This window comes from Brochothrix sp. (assembly GCF_017549435.1).
GTDB classification, from domain to species: Bacteria; Bacillota; Bacilli; order Lactobacillales; family Listeriaceae; genus Brochothrix; species Brochothrix thermosphacta.
In genome coordinates this window covers 1-17,626 of the sequence record NZ_JAFYUW010000097.1, presented here as the reverse complement: position 1 = coordinate 17,626, position 17,626 = coordinate 1, and the positions used below count along the sequence as shown (strand labels likewise).

Sequence of the window (17,626 nt, the reverse complement as noted above, 5' to 3'; positions counted from 1 at the left end):
GATCACTATGTTCATGTGAGATTAATATCGCATCAATATCTGCCAAAGAACGTCCGACTGATTGGCAAAGCTCTTCCATTTTTTTGCCGCTGTGCCCACAATCAATTAATAACAATTGATTATCTGATTCAATCAATGTTGCGTTACCTGAACTTCCACTTGTTAAAAATGAGTAACGCAAGTCAGCGACACTTGTTTTAGCTGCCTGTGGCATTGCTTTTGTAATAAATTCCATCTTTATCCCCCTATGACTGTGCAGTATACTCAACTTTTTGCGACATTTCTGTCGTCAATACTTGTCCTTCAATCGCATCTACCATTAGTTGCATGCGTTGATCATCCACTTCTATTGTATAGTACCAAACTGGCATATACACATTTGAACTCTCAAGATTTCCTAAGATGTAATAGCCCAATTGAATATCTACTAAATCGGCTTTGCTTGGTATTTTATTATTTTGAAATAAACTTTCAAATCCTTGACTAGGTGAAATCAGATCATTGGTTCCAGAAAGTTTGGTAATATCAGTCAACATTGTTTGTGTGTAACTTTTAACATAACCATCTTCGCAATAAAAAACCAGTTTGGCATCATCACCTTCAACGAAACGTTTATTGTCGTATTTTTGCTTAAAGACAATTTCAGTTGTATCATCGTTATAATTTACCATCGAGTAAGATGAGCCTCGATAAATATTATTAGCCACATAATTTTTTAACGCGGTGAAATCAGGACCTTCTGCAACAATATCATCTTTCAGTTCACTCACCATCAAAAAGCCATTATTCTCTAATTTAAACTTTTGTTTTGTTAATTTTTCAAAGTCTTTCAACTTAAATTTATTATAGCGAGCACTAAGATAAGGCGCCGTTGTAGGATGTGTTTTGAAGTTTACTTTATCAATACTAACTTGCTGCTCTTTTAACGTTTCTTCAAACGATGTTTGGCTTAAAGCATCTAACTCGTTTTCCTGCTGTTTGGTATACCATAAAAAAGCAAGGTATATGTCCAGTAACAAAAAAACCACTGCAAATATAACAAGTGTTTTCCGCCAATCCACGCCAACGCCTCCTCTCTAATCTAAAAATTGACTATTGCCATTAACAGTGTAGACCCAACGTGGCTCCAGATTAACAATTGTTGTTTCATGAGACCCTTTTGTCATCTCGTAACCAACTTCTAAGCTGTACACATCATCTAGCGTGCCTAATTTTTTTCGCAGCTTCTCTAAAGCCACTGTAGGGCTATCTAAGGTTACTTTCACATCTTCTGAAGGAATACTGGTACTTAACTCAAACATTGGACGTTGATGCTGGTACACGCTCTCTTTACCCGCTGTTGTGGTTATAACTGCGCCGCCAAAATCACTATAGACTGGCGTGTTATCCACTCTCAAGCGATATCGCACTTTAAGTGTATTTTCATCAAAATCTTCAATACGATAGTCACCTGTGAACCCACTATAATTATTAATAAAACTTAAGCTCTCACTTAAAACATGCGTTCTTTGAATCATTGCATTGGCATCTGGCGTAATTTCTTGTGCTGGATTGATATATAGCAGATTATCATTATTCATATCATAACGAAGCAACACACTACCATTAATATATTCACGCATATTTTTATTACTACTCACAAGTGCAGGGTCTTTTTTATTCAATAGTGCTTTTTGAAATTTTTCAATTGGTAAACTTTCAGCTACATAACTCTTTTTGTCCAAAACCACAGGAATGGACGATGAATTAAATGTGAAATGATTGAGTACAATTGGCAAAACACTAGTGCTTGTATCTTCACTAAACAAATCCGACAGTTTTTTCGCCTCTGACAACGGCAAATCAGCTATTGCAGAAACACGTGTTGTCGAATTAATGAAACTGACATTATTTTTCTTTTTATCAAATGAAATAATAATTTCATCAAATGATTGTTCTTCATCAATTGTGCTTGTATCTATTTGCGTTGCAATTTGCTGAAAACTAGCAAAGGTTAATGCCACTGGGTATTTGAAGCGCAGTGAATTCGGCAAACTTTCTTCATCAATCAACTCATTTTTAGTGAGTGTACCCGTATTCTTCAAATTGCGGAAAATTTGACGATGCAAAGTGGCATTAATAACCGTTTCTTGCGATTTTAACACACGCCAGAATGAATTTTCTTTTTGATACATAATCATTTTAGGTTCATATGCTTCCGCAGCACTTTCAGTTTTACCAACAATTACCTTTTCACCTACTGCTGTTTCAATTGTTTCATAAGCGGGTTGCGAGTTCCAAATATTCCAAACGAGATAAATACTAATAACAACGAACACGAGCAAGATTATCGCCCAAAAACTTTTTCTCAATCCCATCCCTCCTCTGCTTCTTCAACAGAATCATCGTAAGGTAGAGTGAAAGAAATAATCGTTCCTTTTTCTTCGGTGCTTTCAGCCCAAATACGGCCACCATGAGCATCAATCATTTCCTTGGAAATAGCTAAACCTAAACCGGTGCCTCCCATTGCACGAGAACGGGCTTTATCTACGCGGAAAAAGCGCTGGAAGATTTTTTCTAAGTTGTCAGCCGGGATTCCCATACCTTGATCTCGAATACTAACTTTTATTTCATCTCCCTGTCTTGCTAAGTAGAAGGATATCGTTCCACCGTCAGGAGAGTATTTGATGGCATTGGAAATAATATTATCAATGACTTGAACAATTTTATCTTCATCCACTTCAATCAAGATATATTCAGTCGTAATATAACGTTTAAAGGTGATACTGTCCTTTTTAGACATCTCATGTCTATCAATAATTTGATTGAAGAAGGAATTAAAATGAACAAAATTTCGTTCGATTTTAGTCCGGCCACTATCCAATCGTGATAATTTTAACAAGTCATTAACCAGTCGAATCATACGTTCTGTTTCATTTTGAGTGACCTGTATGAAGTGTGGTGCAATATTCTCATCTTTCCATGCGCCATCACCCAATGCTTCTAAATAACTTGCCATACTCGTTAATGGTGTCCGGAGTTCATGCGATACATTTGCAACAAATTCACGCAATTCAGCATCCACGCGTTCTTGTTCAGTAATGTCATGTAAAACGGCAATTACGCCATTAATAAAACCTGTTTCACGTTGAATCGCTGAAAAATTAGCTCGTAAAACATAGTTTTGACGTTCAGTTGAAAGATCGATTGTCACTGAGTCTTTTTCTTCCAGAAGCGTTTCATAGGTATGATCTGATTCAATCTTCAATACTTCTGCAATCGGACGTGACATGGCATCCTCTTGATTAATTTTCAACATATCCGCAGCAGGACGGTTAATCAACATGATTTTCCCACGTCGATCCGTCGCAATCACACCATCTGTCATATACGATAAGATAGAAGATAATTTACGACTTTCACCTTCCACACTTGCTTGCGCATCCTGTACTTTACGCGTCAAAATATTAAAAGCTGTTGCAAGTTGACCAATTTCATCTACACCATACACTTTTACTTTGCGCGAATAGTTTCCGCGTGTCATCGCTACAGCTTGCTCACGCATTTCCTTGATTGGTTTGGTGATTGTTCGTGCCAACCACACTCCTAAAAGACAAGTAATCGCCATTGCAAAAACTGTCCCTTTGACAAAAATACTCGTGATTTCACTTACTTGCGTATACACTTGTTCAATTTCCGAAACAATATAAATAACACCGCGCGTATTATTCTGCAACTTCACCGGTTGCGCCAGGACCCACACGCGTTGTTTTTTATCCTTATCTAATAAAACACTATCTTCTTTCGTGTTATTCAATAACGTTCGACGCACCATTTGGTCCTTTGATTGTTGCCCCACAATTTGCTGGTTATCATTGTCTGTTGTCCCAATAACACGGCCACCGCTATCAACAACACGTACTTCTCGCACATTCGTTAAACTACCGGCAAAACTGCTCATACTTTTTTGAATTTCAGCTTCGGTTTCCTGTTCTTTTTCTTTAGTGCTTTGATTGGCCTTTTTATCCACCTCAGAAATGACTTCCTGGATATTATTCTCCAGCAAGCTCACACGGTCACGAATTGACTGCTGAAAATTGTACACTAATTGGTGCTCTACTTTTTGGACAAAGTAGGCACTAATAATTTGCATGGCAATTAATACCAGTAGCATATAAACTAAGACAATTTTAAAATGGATGGATTGATATATTTTAAGACGTTTCATTGCGCATTACTCCTGTTCAGGGTTACGTAGATAATAGCCTACACCACGTCGGGTGACGAGCCAGGTTGGGTGACTGGGTGTATCTTCAATTTTTTCACGCAGACGTCTAACGGTCACATCAACTGTGCGGACATCACCAAAATAGTCATAGCCCCAAACCGTTTGCAACAAGTTTTCACGTGTCATAACTTGTCCTATATGCTGTGCTAAGTAGTGCAACAATTCAAATTCACGATGTGTTAAGTCAATTTGCTGCCCTCTTTTTGATGCCACATAAGCTTCTGGGTGAATTGTTAACGCACCAATTTTAATTTCAGTGATTTTTTCTTGTTTTTGTGCTTTATCTGCATTGGCATGTCGACGTAGGTTGGCCTTAACGCGTGCAACAAGTTCACGGTTACTGAACGGTTTTGTAACATAATCGTCTGCACCTAGTTCCAATCCAAGTACTTTATCAAATTCAGAGTCTTTCGCAGTTACCATTATAATTGGCATGTCGTATTTTTTACGAATTTCACGACAAACTTCCATGCCATCGCGGCCTGGCAACATAATATCTAAAAGGATTAAATCCGGTTGAAAGGATTCAACCTTATCTAAAGCATCATCACCATCGTAAGCTACTTGTACCTCATAGCCTTCTTTTGTCAAATTGAAATCGACGATATCTGCAATGGGTTTTTCGTCGTCTACAACTAATACTTTCTTTTCACTCATGGTAATTCCCCTTTCTTATGTTGATTTAATTTTAAGTTAGTTTTATTTTATTTTAACAGTCATATAGTCATTATACCCGATTTTCACCACCATCGCACGAAAGCTCTATTGTAAAAGTTGAGAATAGCTCTTAAAGTAACAATAAATACGACGTCTGAAAAATACTCATCAAAGCGCCTCATTTATTAATAGCTCCAAAAATATAAAAAATAGCACTTTGACAAAAGATGTCAAAATGCCATTACTACCTATTTATTACCACATTTTACTTTTTAACGACGTTTCCAATTTCATCAATCATTTTATTAAATGACTCGATGCCTCCGCCTGCAAAGTACCAAACTTCGGGGTCAAGATATACCACCTGTTTTTCTTTGTAAGCATTTGTTTTTTCAACTAATTCATTTTCAATTACTTTTTTACCGCTCGCTTCTCCACCCACAACTGCACCACGATCTATTACAAAAATATAGTCAGGATTCTTTTTACTAATGTACTCAAAAGAAACGCTTTGTCCATGTGTTTCTACTTTAAGGTCTTTATCAACCGGTGTAAAACCAAGCACGTCATGGATGAGTCCGAAACGTGAGTTAGCGCCATAAGCAGATGCTTTACCTTCATTCGCTAAAATAATTAAAGCTTTCTTATCTGTTGGTACATTCTCACGTACTTTTTCGATTTTAGTATCTATTGCTTCTAACTGTTTTTTTGCTTCTGCTTGTTTATCGAAAACTTTTGCAATTTCAGTTGTATTTGTTTTGAATGACTTCAAATAATCCGCTGTATCGACAGACATTTGGATTGTTGGCGCAATTTTTTCGAATTTTTCATTCATATCTGACATACGTCCAGAACTAATTATTAAATCAGGCGCTAACTCATTAATTTTTTCAATATCAACTTCTTTTAAACCACCTAGATTCTCCACTTTATCTGTGTCGTACTTTTTCAAGTAACTCGGGACATTCTCACGTGGCATACCTACTACTGTATCACCTAAACCTAATTTATCCATCGTGTCTAATACACCATAATCTAGCACAACAACTTTTTTAGGATTTTTAGGCACTTTCACGTCACCCGTTGGTGTTGTGATTGTAACTGTTTCTTCTTTTTTCGTCTCTTTTTTTGTATCTTTGTTCGGGCTACACGCCACTAACAATACAAGTAATAATGTCACCATAATCATGAGTGTCTTTTTCATCAATAACATCTCCCTTTATTTAAAGTATAAACAATATTTGCAACTATCAATTTCAGTAATAGCTAATGGCATATCATAAACAATGTTCAACTGTTCAGGTGTCATCATTTCTGCCGTACTGCCTTGTGCTACGATACGGCCATCTTTAAGCCCTACCATATAATCTGCATACGCAGAAGCAAAATTGATATCGTGTAAAACCAGCACAATTGTTTTGCCAAAGTCATCTACCAAACGACGTAAAATTTTCATCATCTGTACTGCATGCTTCATATCTAAATTGTTCAAAGGCTCGTCCAACAAAACATACTCCGTATCTTGAGCAATAATCATCGCGATATACACACGTTGCTGCTGACCTCCAGATAACTCATCGATGTAATCTGCTTTTAAATCAGTAATCTCCATATATTCTAAAGCTTGCGTCACCTTCTGTTGATCTTCTAATGTTAATCGCCCTTTTGAATACGGAAAGCGCCCAAATGCCACTAAATCTTCAACTGTTAATCGTGCACTGACTTGATTGCTTTGTTTGAGGATTGCCAATTTCTGTGCTAATGCACGACTCTTCCATTTAGTGACATCTTGATCATCTATCAAGACTTCTCCGTCTTCCTTAGTAATCAAACGACTCATGATTCCTAATAACGTACTTTTACCTGCACCGTTCGCCCCAATAAAGGCCGTGACTTGGGCTTGAGGTATTTCCAATGTAATATCATCAAGAATCAGTTTATCTTGGTATTTTTTAGAAAGTTTTTTTGACTGCAGCATTATTTCCGTCCTTTCTTCACGAGTAGGTAGATAAAATAGATACCACCTATGAAGTTAATAATGACACTCAGTGTTGTTGAAAAGGTCAATAGTTTTTCAACAATAAATTGACCTAATACTAAGGCAATAATTGCAATCAAAATTGTCCCAGGTAACAAAATACTGTGTCGATGGGTTGTAAAATATTGATAACTCAGATTAACGACTAACAACCCGAGAAAACTTACAGGTCCAACCAATGCCGTTGAAGTGGAAACCAAAATAGATACAATAATGAGGATATGCCGAGCCATCCCATTATATGAGATACCTAAATTGATGGTTTGATCTTTTCCCAACTGGAGCACATCAAGATTTTTAAATATTGCCGCCACATATAAAAGTGCGACAAGTGTGAATAACGTTGCAATCATTAGCACATCTGCATTTACGGCGTTAAAACTTGCGAACATTTTTCCTTGAATAATTAAAAAATCATCCGGATCAATCAGCATTTGCATAAATGAAGCACCACTTTGAAACAACGTTCCTAAAATAATGCCAAATAATAAAAGTGTAAAAATAGAATGGCTTAAACGCCCAAATAAAATATAGTAAAGCAGGAACGAAAAAACCATCATCAACAGTAAGGTTACTAAAAAATTGATATTTTTACTCGCTAAAAATTGTGTGCTACTCCCGAGAAAATAAACCAACGCTGTCTGTAATAACATGTATAACGAATCTAACCCCATAATACTTGGTGTTAAGATACGGTTCTTTGTCAACGTTTGAAATAATAACGTTGATACTGCGACTGCAATTGCGGTTAATAATAGTGCAGCGAGTTTAACTGCACGTGTTTCGAGTGCAAACTCCCAACTGCCTCCAAGTCGATAAAGCATGTATAACAAAATGCTCATCAACGCTAATAAACTGAGGGCACTGAACTTAAAAATCAGTAATTTTTTAGGATGCGGCATGTTTTTCCCCCCTCATTAAAAGATAGAGGAACACAACACTACCAATCATTCCAACCATCAAACTAATCGATACTTCGTATGGAAAAATAACAACCCGTCCTAAAATATCACATACTAAAACAAATGCTGCACCGAGCAGTGCGGTCAATGGTAATGTCTGTCTGAGATTGTCACCCATGTAAAGACTGACGATATTTGGTACAATTAAACCAAGAAACGGGATTGACCCTACGGTCAACATAATTGCAGCGCTCATTAATGATACAATTATCAGACCGATTGTCACCACTAAGCGATAGTTCAGGCCCAGTCCTACCGCTACGGAATCCCCTAGACCAGCCAATGTGATCCGATTGGCAAACAAGTAAACGAGTACAAAAAGTGGCAATGCAATATAGAGCCATTCATAACGACCACGTAAAATTGCTGAAAAATCACCTTGCATCCAAGAATTAATATTTTGGATTAAGTTGTTTTGATAAGCAAAAAATGTGGTAATAGCGTTCAAAACTCCACCGAACATCAATCCGATGAGCGGAATGAGTACCGGATCTTTTAATGGAATGCGATTCAGCAGCTGAATAAACACCAGCGTCCCAATTAAAGCGAAGGTGAATGCCACCGAAATTTTTTGCAGCATTGAAGCTGTTGGAAACACCATCATTGCAACGAGAACACCTAAACGAGCGGCATCCATTGTTCCAGCTGTTGTTGGCGATACAAAACGATTACGTGTGAGGCGCTGCATAATCATTCCACAAATACTAATGCCGGCTCCAGCGATGATAATGGCTAATAAACGCGGTAAACGCGAGATCAAAAGAATATCTTGTTGTTCAGCAGTTAAATGAAACAGCTGTGTAAAAGGTACGTCTTCAACACCTATCAACAAGGAAACAAAACTAAGCACTAATGTAATAACTAACAATAACCATGTTTTCACAGTGTTCGTCCTTTCAAATAGCTTTTTTCATATCGCAACTTTATCATAACTGATAATCATTATCAATGCCTTTCCTTGATAGACTTGCTTTTTTTATGGATTACATTGAAAATATGTCTATTTAGTGGACAAGTTCAGCTAAATACTTTTAAATATAGGTATTCTAGTTCTATTTATCTGTTCTAATAGATTAATTTTGATAACTTTCCATTTATTGGTATAATATTTTCGTGTGTCTATTTCTGCGAATATCAGAATAGATTGAACGATATATTTATTAAAACATCATAAAGAAAAGAGGCGTCATAACGTGAGTAATAAAAAATCACCGACAAATGTCGAAATATGGGCTGACCTTGTCAATATCAAAGACCTTATTTTATCAATTATTATCTGTCTTTTCTTTACGCTCGGTAGTTACTTTATTGCACCGAATAAACCGCCTATGCCATTGTTCTTTGGTCTTGGTGGTGCAGTGCTTGGATTTATCATTACGAGCTTTATCATTAAACCCAAACGCATCATTAAAGAAGAAAGTGAGGGCGAACAAGAATGACCCTTCAACTTGTTTTTGAAATGATTTTGGCTTCTGTTGGTGCCGCAGCGCTCTATACACTTATCGGAATTGCTCCTGGGACTGATGAAACAGCTGTTTTAGCGCCAGTTACACTGGCATTGGTTTTACTAGGTGTAGAACCCATTGTTGTGTTAGCCTTCTTTATTTCAGCAGTAGTGACATTAAATCTAACTGATGCCATTCCAGTCGCTGTTGCCGGCATACCAGGTGGCGTAATGGCGGCTCCAATGGTGCCTTACGGCATGATTCTAAAAAAAGCCGGTCAGAGTGTTATCGGGATTGAAAAAATGGCATCAGGGGCTGTTATTGGTACTTTGGTTGCTGTACCGGTTAGTTTGATCTTAGCTTCGTTTTTAGCGCCATTATCCAAGGTTATCGCAGCTTACTCTGCTCCTGTCTTTTTCTTTGGTGCATTATTTCTCGCATTAATGAGCCGCAACAAAGTAATTTCTATCCTTGTGATTATACCTTTTGCGATGTTAATTCAAGGATTACGTTACCTTTATTGGGGTGTGGGTGCCGTTCCAGAAACAACGACTGTTTCTTTATCTTTTTTCCTCGGCATTACAATAGGACCGATGATTTTTAGTATGTTAGCACTCTTAAATAAAGATCATCTTGCAACAATTAAGCGTGAGGATGTCCGCACGATTGTTATTCCAAAAGCAAGCAATCGCAAAGGATTTCCTAACCCTTTTAAGTTATTAACAAAAAAAGAAGCCGTTGCAACGGCAGCTTCTTCACTTGGCGGTTCATTGACCTTTTTCATGAGCCCAGTAGGAATGACGATTCTTTTCGGGGAAGCCGTTGTTAATCGAATTAAAGACCCTATTAAAAAAGCACGGATGGCGTTAGCGAGTATGGATGGTTTAGCCCACTCCACCTACATTGCGGGAATTTTAATTCCTTTAATCGCTTTAGGCATTCCATTATCACCTGTGGCGATTGGACCTGCTAACCCACTGTTTAACGCTGCGCCTGTTTTCACAGCTGATCATAATATGCATCATGTGTTATCTTATGGTGATTTTGTTTGGGCAACATTGATTGGCTCTATTATTGGTCTAGGTCTTACTTATTTCTTCATGATGAAGTACGCGACACATATCTCGCGCTTTGTTTTTAAATATATTCCACATGAAGCGATTCTTGGTCTCTTCATTTCACTCGTTGCCATGCTTGCTTATATGGATGGTGGTTTAATCAACATCGCTGGCGTTGTGCTCGTTGCGATTGTATCCGGAGCATTATCGCGTTTAGGCGTTAATTATGGCGTGTTATTTATGGCGATGTATGCAGCACCGTGGATGTTAAGTAAATTTTTCTAACGAAAGGAATGGTTTTTTATGCAAACGCAAGGTATCGCATCTGCTAAATTTATATTATGTGGGGAACACTCCGTTGTTTATGGCGAACCTGCCATTTCATTCCCTTTCAAACAAGCGCGTATTATTACAACTTTAAAAGAAATAGAAGGTTCAGAACATCAATTGATTTCTGATTTTTATACAGGGACCTTATCACAAGCTCCCGAAAAATTAACAGCTGTTAAAGCACTCATTCCACATATCCTTAAGCGTTACCAGTGTCATTCTGTTTTAGAAATAACGATTGATTCTAGCGTACCCGTTGGACGTGGATTAGGTTCTAGCGCTGTGGTAGCAACAAGTATCACACGAGCAATGCTTGCCTTTTTAAAACGACCTGTGATTTCTTCAAATGTTTTACCCTTTGTTAATTTTTCTGAAGATATTGCTCATGGTAATCCCAGTGGTGTTGATGCTATCACCGTTGTAAACGAACAGGCGGTTTGGTTTGAAAAGGAAAAAGGACTCCAATCTTTATCCCTTAATTTAACCCTTCCCATTGTTGTTGCAGATACTGGTATTCCAAGTGAAACAAGAGCTTCTGTAGCCGCAGTCAGAGACCTTTATCAGAAAAACAACATCGAAGTCTCTGCTTGTATTTCACAACTGGGAGAAATTTCCAGGGAAATAGGTAAAGAAATCACTACGCATGGCGATTTACATACAGTTGGTGATTTATTCAATCAGGCACACCAGCTTTTACGTAAACTATCTGTCAGTAGTCCTGAAATAGAAAACCTCATTACTTGTGCGCTTGATAACCAAGCATTGGGTGCAAAATTAACTGGGGGGGGACGTGGCGGTTGTGTCATCGTTCTTTGTAAAGATAAGCAACATGCCCAGAAAATGGCTACTCAACTGAGTGCCGCGGGTGCAATTAAAACATGGATATCAATGATAGGAGAGTAAACGAATGAAAGCTACTGCGATTGCGCATACCAACATTGCTTTAATAAAATATTGGGGAAAACGAGATAACGTCTTGATTTTACCAGCGAATAGTAGTCTGTCGATGACGCTCGATCAATTCTACACGGAAACAACGGTTGAATGGTCGGACTCGTTCACAGAAGACCAATTCAGTCTCAATGGAAAGATACAATCCGATGCAAAAGTCGGACGTTTTCTCTCTATATTACGTGATCAGTTTTCACTCACAAGTTTTGCTCACGTTACATCAACCAACCACGTACCTACTGCAGCAGGACTCGCATCATCAGCAAGTGCTTTTGCTGCATTGGCACTTGCTGCAAGTAAAGCCGCGGGTCGAAATGACGATGAAACAACCCTTTCTCGTCTTGCACGCCAAGGTTCTGGTTCTGCCTCCCGTTCTATTTTTGGTGGGCTAGCCATCTGGCAAAAAGGTGAAGCAAACGATGGCAGTGATTCGTATGCTTATGAAATTCCTACACCTTCAAAACTTGATTTGGCGCTTGTCGTCGCTGTTGTTGATGCGGGACCCAAAAAAGTAGATAGCCGTTTAGGCATGCAAACGACAGTTGAAACGTCACCTTTCTTTGAAGCATGGACAAAACAAGCAACACTTGATTTAGAAGCAATGCAACGCGCGATGAAAGAAAATGATTTTGTTACGATGGGCGAAATTGCAGAACGTAATGCCTTAACGATGCACGCCACAACAATGGCAGCAAATCCACCTTTCACTTATATGCAGCCCCTTTCGTTAGCTTTAATGGACGCTGTTCGTGACTTGCGTGTTGCAGGTATTCCAGCTTACTTTACTATGGATGCTGGCCCAAATGTCAAAGTTCTTTGTTTAACAAAAGATGCGGAGCGGGTGAAAGAAGCATTGTCTGTCCATACATCACTCCTGTATATTTGCCACCCAGGACCGAAAGCTCGGGTGATTACACATGACTAAACACATGATTAAAATCCCAGGGAAACTTTATATTGCGGGTGAATATGCCGTTGTCTATCCTGGTCATTCAGCCATTTTAACAGCAGTGCACCGCTACATTAAAGTAACCATTAAAGACAATGATGTTAACAGTATCAATATCCCGTTAGATCAATACGCTGTTAACTGGCCGCTGAACAAACCGTTTGTTGCACCACGTCCAGCATGGCGCTTTGTTGCAGAAGCACTCAACACGACACAAACCTATCTCCAAGAACAGAATGTTCCGCTGACACCCGTCTCACTAAACGTTAATAGTCAGCTTGCGAGTGTTCAAGGCGCTAAATTCGGATTAGGTTCCAGTGCAGCAGTCACTGTAGCTGTTGTAACAGCATTATTGACACAATTTAAACAAGCACCTTCAAAAACACTTATTTTTAAACTAGCTGCCATTGCTCATTACAAAATTCAAGGCAATGGTTCTTGTGGTGATATTGCGGCTTGTACATATGGAGGTTGGCTTTCTTATACCTCTTTTGATCAACCCTGGTTATTAGAACAATTACAAACAGCTTCTGTCAGTGAATTAGTCGCTAAAGAGTGGCCACTATTACATGTGTTGCCTCTTAAAGCGCCTACCCCTTATTTTTGTGTCGGTTGGACCGGTTCTCCGGCAGGTACAAAGGGCTTGGTATCACTCATTCAAACCTATTTAGCTCATTCACCACAAGCATTGAAGCACTTTTTAACTACTAGTGATGCGTGTGTTGATAAATTTGCACAAGGTATTATTGAAAACAACACGACATTGTTGAAAGAAGCTCTTTTAACAAATAGACGCCTCTTGAAAGCCTTGGGTAAAAAAGCAGATGTTCCAATAGAAACGCCTCTATTGACTACACTTTGCGACCTTTCTTTTCAAGTTGGAGGCTTTGGTAAAACATCAGGCTCTGGCGGTGGCGATTGTGGGATAGCTTTTGTACCAACAGCCGAAATGTGTAAAAAACTATATAAACGTTGGCTTGCTGCCGGCATTAAACCACTTGATTTTAAAGAGGGCCGTGTCAGTATTGAAGTTATTGAAGACTAACCGCAACACCTAAAAAACCCCTTAAAAACCTTTTCATTTGGTTTTTAGGGGGTTTACTTATTGCTTATTAATCCTTGTGATTATTGATGCGATACATGTGCGATGGTTTGATTTAAAATTTCAATAACATGTGTGTCGTCTACAGTATAAAAAATTGTTGTTCCTTCACGTCGTGTTTTCACCAAATTTGCTTGCTTTAACAATCTCAATTGGTGAGACACTGTCGATTGTTTTGCATCAATTGCTAAAGCAATGTCGTTAACAGCAATTTCGCCTTGGGCTATTTGCAGTAAAATTTTCAATCGTGTGGGATCACTTAATGCTTTAAATAATTGTGTCACTGCGATTAGGGATTCTTGCTCTAAATTTTTTTCTTCCATTTTTCAAACCTCCCGAAGGTGTCTATATGAGAATTAATTGATATAAGATATTCAGACAAGACCTGCCTGTGCAGGTCCTTGGACTGACTATTATTATTTTATACTTTCTTGCAATGCTTTGAGGTTATTATCCATTGTTTTTATATAATCTAACCCTTGCTTTTGTTGTGCTTCTGTCAATCCTTCAAGCGGACTAAGTTCAACTGTTTTTGCGCCTGTTTCAGTTGCTAATGTTTCTGCTAACTTCGGTGATGCTAATGCTTCAAAGTATATCACTTTAATATCATTTTTAGTAATAAATTCTTTGATTTTTGCCATCTCTTTTGGCGATGGTTCTGCTTCAGGAGAGAGACCTGCAATTGGCAGTTGGTTTAAATGATAACGGTTAGCGAGATAACCAAATGCTGCATGCGATGTGACAAATGTCTTCTCTTTCGCATTTTCAAAGGCTGCTTGATAACGCGCATCTAACTCATCTAATTTTTTAACATATGTTTTTGCATTTTCATCATATGTTGTTTTGTTTGCTTTATCTTTTTTAACTAAGCCTGCTTGTATATTTTCCACCTGTTTTTGTGCTAAAACTGGATCTAGCCAAACATGTGGATTTTTATCTGCATCTGTCGCTGCTTCATTATCATGGTCGTGATCGTGTTCGTCCTCACCATGTTCATGATCGTGCTCATGTGCCGCTTCTTCAGCTGCGGTAAAATCTTTCAACTTAATACCTTTGCTAGCATCAATTACCGTTGTGCGACTTGTATCGATGTTTTCTAACACTTTTGGTACCCACGTTTCGAAATACTGACTGTTGTATACAAACACATCTGCTTCGGTAATTTTAGCGACATCTTTTGCTGACGGCTCATAATCATGCGGTTCAACTCCCGCACCAATTAACACGCTCACATCACCTTTATTACCTACTACTTGTTTTGAAAATTCATACATTGGATAAAATGTCGTGACTACTTTTAATTTTTTATCCGCTGCTGAATCCTTGCTACTTCCATTCCCGCAACCAGCAACAACCAAAGTCAATGCAGCGATGACAGCAACTAGTAAATACAGTTTTTTCTTCATATTTTCGCCTCCCTATTTTGTTTCACGATGTAATGTTTTTCGACGTAATTTGGGACTATATTTCATTAACTCAATTCTTTCAGGTTGTGTGCGTTTATTTTTAGTGGTGATATAATTACGTTCACCTGTTTCCGTGCATTCCAATATAATATTAATTCTCATTGTTCATCCCCTTTTCTTTTACCAACTTGCTTTTTTGACACCAGGTATTTGCCCTTTATGTGCCAACTCACGAAAAGCAATTCGTGACATGCCAAATTGATTCATATAACCTCGTGGCCGCCCTGTTACTCGGCAACGTTTTTTCAGGCGCGTGGGCGATGCATTGCGTGGTAACTTTTGTAAGCCCTCATAATCTTTCGCTTCTTTCAGTGCAAGTCGTTTGGCTGCATATTTTTCTACTACAGCTGTTTGTTTTTTTAATTTTTCAACTTTTGCTTTTTTAGCCATTGTCTTTACTCCTTTCTTATTATAAATCAAAACGATTACGTTTTACAATATAAATTACTTATTTTTTGTCGCTTCTGTTTGAATAACTTGTTTGCCGTTATACGTTCCATCCGGTGCAATGTGGTGTGCTGCTCGATATTCCCCCGTTTGGCTGTCTTTGACTAAATTGGGCACTTGCAATTTTTTATGCGTGCGCTGTTTATTTTTTTTTGCCTTAGATCTTCTGCGTGCTGGAACTGCCATTATTATCCCTCCATCAATTATCACTTTTATAAATCGTAATCATTACGTTTTGAATTATAGACTGTTCTACTTTTTTTTGCAAGCCTTAATTGAAAATAGCTGTTTTAATCTAAAGTTGTCATTCTAAATGGACAATCATTCTCTATGCTTATTGCACTTTCCTTTTAAGAAAAGGAAACGGTCACACATTTTTAATTAGACCCATCAACATATTGTTTTCCTATCTAATACTGGAAAGTTATCAACTTTGGAGTGGAGCTAACATAGGATTTAATAACATATCCTATTCCTAAAAAAGTGTCGCTTCTTCATTTTGTAAGATCATGTATTGTCGTTTCATAAAAAGTTGCTAACGCTTTTAAAGTGTTAATATCTGGCACGCTTGCGCCATTTTCCCATTTTGAAATAGACTGTCTCGAAATTTTGATTTTGCCTGCTACTTCTTGTTGCGTTAAGTTCTTTTTATGACGACCTACTTTAAGTCGCTTCGCTAACATATAAACACACCTCCATTATTGTGTATATAAAGAATGGCAGCTTTACAGCACGAATGCAATTCAAATATATAGTCGATTTTCTCATATACACATCTCACGAAACAATCACTGGAAATTAAAGTGGTAATTATTACTATGGCTCCGCTAACAAACTAAAAACATTCTGCAATAAGGTGGCAGTATGTTTATATAACTTTTTTTAAAGTTATGAGTCTTCCCTAAAATAACAAACCAGCTATCAATACATAATAGGTGGTTTGCGATTTAATTTATTGTTCAAAAAAGCAGTTAAATAAAGACAGGTTTTTTAGAAAAAATATCTATTAACGCTGCGATTGTAATAAAAATAACTGCAAAAATGATAAATTCAATGATGTTATTTTGTATAAACATTGTTCTTGCAGAGATAAAATCCACTATCACCCAACTCATCAGAAAATTAATAAACAGTTTAAACATAACCATCTTTTCACATCTCCTTGATTAGTAACCTAAAACATTACATACAGTTCTAGTTACTTTATTTTGTCTTTTATAGGTTTTACAAAATTTCTTAGAGCCTGAATCTAACAATTTTTTACCTAACCACCCTAGACCTGCTCCAGCTAATGTTCTCGCACCCCACACTACCAAAAGGGGTATCACTCTAACATTTTTATAACCTGCTGCTCTTAACAAATCTTTTTTTTCCTTTTCAGAGAACCTGTTAAAACTCGAACTTATTAAATCAACAGTTGTGTGAGACATCCCACTTTCTAAAAGGTACTCATCATCTCTATATAATACGTCTTCAGTTTCATTATACTTGGCGCTGAGACTTAAATTTAAATTGTCAAATCTTACAGATTCAGAATTTGCAGAAATAGAATTTGCAGGGATGACTAAACCTACCATCATTACACTCAATACTAGTATTATTAACTTTGTCACTTTTCTCATAATCATTCCCCCTTTACAATTTAAATTAACTATATAACATTGCTCTACTTAAGTAACGCACCAATTAGTTGCGCAATCTTTTTTCTAAGGTTTCTTGTTGAGAAACTGATTTTTCTTTTTCATCTGATTGATATTCAAGTTGTTCTATTTTTTTGAATCCCCTTTGAAAAGGCTTGTATGTCAGCAGACAGCGTCCGCAAGGCGGAGCCGTAGCATACGCTTTTTCAATGTGGGAGTATTAGGGCTGTTTTTGTGTGATTTAATCATGATCACATGTCATACAGGGATTATACGAAATGGTGGTCAGTTTTTCATTTGAAAACGTTGCTGTG

The 17,626-nt window shown here is 37.6% G+C and carries 22 protein-coding genes; 5 read left to right on the top strand and 17 right to left on the bottom strand.

Features of this window, described 5'->3' with window-relative positions; translation table 11 throughout:
* The 9 genes from IKV95_RS06450 to IKV95_RS06410 form a co-directional block, all read right to left on the bottom strand.
* On the bottom strand, positions 1-214 hold a 214-nt coding region (locus IKV95_RS06450; RefSeq protein WP_287451542.1), incomplete at its 3' end, for an MBL fold metallo-hydrolase.
* A gap of 31 nt (positions 215-245) precedes the next feature.
* Positions 246-1,061 (bottom strand): two-component system regulatory protein YycI, encoded by an 816-nt coding sequence (locus tag IKV95_RS06445; RefSeq protein ID WP_069126648.1) that lies wholly within the window; start codon positions 1,059-1,061, stop codon positions 246-248.
* A 15-nt stretch (positions 1,062-1,076) separates the two neighbouring features.
* Positions 1,077-2,351, bottom strand: coding sequence for a YycH family regulatory protein (locus tag IKV95_RS06440; protein ID WP_069136428.1), 1,275 nt, complete (start codon positions 2,349-2,351; stop codon positions 1,077-1,079).
* Entirely contained in the window at positions 2,348-4,207 is a 1,860-nt protein-coding gene (walK, locus tag IKV95_RS06435) for a cell wall metabolism sensor histidine kinase WalK (RefSeq protein WP_029091480.1), read from the bottom strand. The genes IKV95_RS06440 and walK overlap by 4 nt, the downstream gene beginning before the upstream one ends.
* A gap of 6 nt (positions 4,208-4,213) precedes the next feature.
* Entirely contained in the window at positions 4,214-4,924 is a 711-nt protein-coding gene (gene yycF / locus IKV95_RS06430; RefSeq protein ID WP_029091479.1) for a response regulator YycF, read from the bottom strand.
* Positions 4,925-5,189: 265 nt separating this feature from the next.
* The gene (locus IKV95_RS06425) at positions 5,190-6,128 is read right to left on the bottom strand and encodes a siderophore ABC transporter substrate-binding protein (protein ID WP_029091478.1); all 939 of its coding nucleotides are present in this window, start codon (positions 6,126-6,128) and stop codon (positions 5,190-5,192) included.
* A 15-nt stretch (positions 6,129-6,143) separates the two neighbouring features.
* Positions 6,144-6,902, bottom strand: a complete 759-nt coding sequence (locus IKV95_RS06420) for an iron ABC transporter ATP-binding protein (protein WP_069119672.1) — start codon at positions 6,900-6,902, stop codon at positions 6,144-6,146.
* Positions 6,902-7,864: an iron chelate uptake ABC transporter family permease subunit gene (locus IKV95_RS06415; RefSeq protein ID WP_069119670.1), complete on the bottom strand. Its 963-nt coding sequence runs from the start codon at positions 7,862-7,864 to the stop codon at positions 6,902-6,904. Before IKV95_RS06415 ends, IKV95_RS06420 begins: the two co-directional genes overlap by 1 nt.
* Positions 7,851-8,807 carry an ABC transporter permease gene (locus tag IKV95_RS06410; RefSeq protein ID WP_029091475.1) on the bottom strand — a complete coding sequence of 319 codons (957 nt, stop codon included), beginning with the start codon at positions 8,805-8,807 and terminating at the stop codon, positions 7,851-7,853. The genes IKV95_RS06415 and IKV95_RS06410 overlap by 14 nt, the downstream gene beginning before the upstream one ends.
* Before the next feature lie 310 nt (positions 8,808-9,117).
* On the opposite strand from IKV95_RS06410, the gene IKV95_RS06405 reads away from it, so the two are divergent.
* From IKV95_RS06405 to IKV95_RS06385, 5 genes are read left to right on the top strand one after another with little or no spacing between them, the layout of a single operon-like run.
* A complete protein-coding gene (locus IKV95_RS06405; protein WP_029091474.1) occupies positions 9,118-9,363 on the top strand; it encodes a hypothetical protein in 246 nt (81 codons plus the stop codon).
* Positions 9,360-10,712, top strand: coding sequence for a tripartite tricarboxylate transporter permease (locus tag IKV95_RS06400; RefSeq protein ID WP_029091473.1), 1,353 nt, complete (start codon positions 9,360-9,362; stop codon positions 10,710-10,712). The genes IKV95_RS06405 and IKV95_RS06400 overlap by 4 nt, the downstream gene beginning before the upstream one ends.
* A gap of 18 nt (positions 10,713-10,730) precedes the next feature.
* Positions 10,731-11,660: a mevalonate kinase gene (mvk, locus tag IKV95_RS06395; RefSeq protein WP_069126652.1), complete on the top strand. Its 930-nt coding sequence runs from the start codon at positions 10,731-10,733 to the stop codon at positions 11,658-11,660.
* A 4-nt stretch (positions 11,661-11,664) separates the two neighbouring features.
* Positions 11,665-12,633 (top strand): diphosphomevalonate decarboxylase, encoded by a 969-nt coding sequence (mvaD, locus tag IKV95_RS06390; protein WP_029091471.1) that lies wholly within the window; start codon positions 11,665-11,667, stop codon positions 12,631-12,633.
* Positions 12,626-13,702, top strand: a complete 1,077-nt coding sequence (locus tag IKV95_RS06385) for a phosphomevalonate kinase (protein WP_119904546.1) — start codon at positions 12,626-12,628, stop codon at positions 13,700-13,702. Before mvaD ends, IKV95_RS06385 begins: the two co-directional genes overlap by 8 nt.
* A gap of 80 nt (positions 13,703-13,782) precedes the next feature.
* Here IKV95_RS06385 and IKV95_RS06380 read toward each other — a convergent pair whose 3' ends face one another.
* From IKV95_RS06380 to IKV95_RS06345, 8 genes are all read right to left on the bottom strand, one after another.
* Positions 13,783-14,082: an ArsR/SmtB family transcription factor gene (locus IKV95_RS06380; RefSeq protein ID WP_069126653.1), complete on the bottom strand. Its 300-nt coding sequence runs from the start codon at positions 14,080-14,082 to the stop codon at positions 13,783-13,785.
* Positions 14,083-14,175: 93 nt separating this feature from the next.
* Positions 14,176-15,165 carry a metal ABC transporter substrate-binding protein gene (locus tag IKV95_RS06375; RefSeq protein WP_029091468.1) on the bottom strand — a complete coding sequence of 330 codons (990 nt, stop codon included), beginning with the start codon at positions 15,163-15,165 and terminating at the stop codon, positions 14,176-14,178.
* Positions 15,166-15,177: 12 nt separating this feature from the next.
* Positions 15,178-15,327 carry a 50S ribosomal protein L33 gene (gene rpmG, locus IKV95_RS06370; RefSeq protein WP_029091467.1) on the bottom strand — a complete coding sequence of 50 codons (150 nt, stop codon included), beginning with the start codon at positions 15,325-15,327 and terminating at the stop codon, positions 15,178-15,180.
* 18 nt (positions 15,328-15,345) lie between these two features.
* Positions 15,346-15,615: a 30S ribosomal protein S14 gene (gene rpsN / locus IKV95_RS06365; RefSeq protein WP_029091466.1), complete on the bottom strand. Its 270-nt coding sequence runs from the start codon at positions 15,613-15,615 to the stop codon at positions 15,346-15,348.
* Between the two features lie 54 nt (positions 15,616-15,669).
* Complete coding sequence (gene rpmF, locus IKV95_RS06360; RefSeq protein WP_029091465.1) at positions 15,670-15,858, bottom strand: 50S ribosomal protein L32; 189 nt, start codon at positions 15,856-15,858, stop codon at positions 15,670-15,672.
* A 308-nt stretch (positions 15,859-16,166) separates the two neighbouring features.
* A complete protein-coding gene (locus tag IKV95_RS06355; protein WP_287451540.1) occupies positions 16,167-16,355 on the bottom strand; it encodes a helix-turn-helix transcriptional regulator in 189 nt (62 codons plus the stop codon).
* A gap of 288 nt (positions 16,356-16,643) precedes the next feature.
* Positions 16,644-16,820 carry a hypothetical protein gene (locus IKV95_RS06350; protein WP_154657737.1) on the bottom strand — a complete coding sequence of 59 codons (177 nt, stop codon included), beginning with the start codon at positions 16,818-16,820 and terminating at the stop codon, positions 16,644-16,646.
* An 18-nt stretch (positions 16,821-16,838) separates the two neighbouring features.
* Positions 16,839-17,294 (bottom strand): hypothetical protein, encoded by a 456-nt coding sequence (locus IKV95_RS06345; protein WP_287451539.1) that lies wholly within the window; start codon positions 17,292-17,294, stop codon positions 16,839-16,841.
* Between the last annotated feature and the right edge of the window lie 332 nt (positions 17,295-17,626).

What these genes read in the sequence shown, in the direction of transcription:
- IKV95_RS06400 (WP_029091473.1), top strand. Translation starts at nt 9,360, where the DNA reads ATGACCCTTCAACTTGTTTTTGAAATGATTTTGGCTTCTGTTGGTGCC.
- mvk (WP_069126652.1), top strand. Translation starts at nt 10,731, where the DNA reads ATGCAAACGCAAGGTATCGCATCTGCTAAATTTATATTATGTGGGGAA.
- IKV95_RS06420 (WP_069119672.1), bottom strand. Translation starts at nt 6,902, where the DNA reads ATGCTGCAGTCAAAAAAACTTTCTAAAAAATACCAAGATAAACTGATT.
- IKV95_RS06350 (WP_154657737.1), bottom strand. Translation starts at nt 16,820, where the DNA reads ATGGTTATGTTTAAACTGTTTATTAATTTTCTGATGAGTTGGGTGATA.
- IKV95_RS06355 (WP_287451540.1), bottom strand. Translation starts at nt 16,355, where the DNA reads ATGTTAGCGAAGCGACTTAAAGTAGGTCGTCATAAAAAGAACTTAACG.
- rpmF (WP_029091465.1), bottom strand. Translation starts at nt 15,858, where the DNA reads ATGGCAGTTCCAGCACGCAGAAGATCTAAGGCAAAAAAAAATAAACAG.
- rpsN (WP_029091466.1), bottom strand. Translation starts at nt 15,615, where the DNA reads ATGGCTAAAAAAGCAAAAGTTGAAAAATTAAAAAAACAAACAGCTGTA.
- rpmG (WP_029091467.1), bottom strand. Translation starts at nt 15,327, where the DNA reads ATGAGAATTAATATTATATTGGAATGCACGGAAACAGGTGAACGTAAT.
- yycF (WP_029091479.1), bottom strand. Translation starts at nt 4,924, where the DNA reads ATGAGTGAAAAGAAAGTATTAGTTGTAGACGACGAAAAACCCATTGCA.
- IKV95_RS06375 (WP_029091468.1), bottom strand. Translation starts at nt 15,165, where the DNA reads ATGAAGAAAAAACTGTATTTACTAGTTGCTGTCATCGCTGCATTGACT.
- mvaD (WP_029091471.1), top strand. Translation starts at nt 11,665, where the DNA reads ATGAAAGCTACTGCGATTGCGCATACCAACATTGCTTTAATAAAATAT.
- IKV95_RS06425 (WP_029091478.1), bottom strand. Translation starts at nt 6,128, where the DNA reads ATGAAAAAGACACTCATGATTATGGTGACATTATTACTTGTATTGTTA.
- IKV95_RS06345 (WP_287451539.1), bottom strand. Translation starts at nt 17,294, where the DNA reads ATGAGAAAAGTGACAAAGTTAATAATACTAGTATTGAGTGTAATGATG.
- IKV95_RS06380 (WP_069126653.1), bottom strand. Translation starts at nt 14,082, where the DNA reads ATGGAAGAAAAAAATTTAGAGCAAGAATCCCTAATCGCAGTGACACAA.
- IKV95_RS06415 (WP_069119670.1), bottom strand. Translation starts at nt 7,864, where the DNA reads ATGCCGCATCCTAAAAAATTACTGATTTTTAAGTTCAGTGCCCTCAGT.
- walK (WP_029091480.1), bottom strand. Translation starts at nt 4,207, where the DNA reads ATGAAACGTCTTAAAATATATCAATCCATCCATTTTAAAATTGTCTTA.
- IKV95_RS06385 (WP_119904546.1), top strand. Translation starts at nt 12,626, where the DNA reads ATGACTAAACACATGATTAAAATCCCAGGGAAACTTTATATTGCGGGT.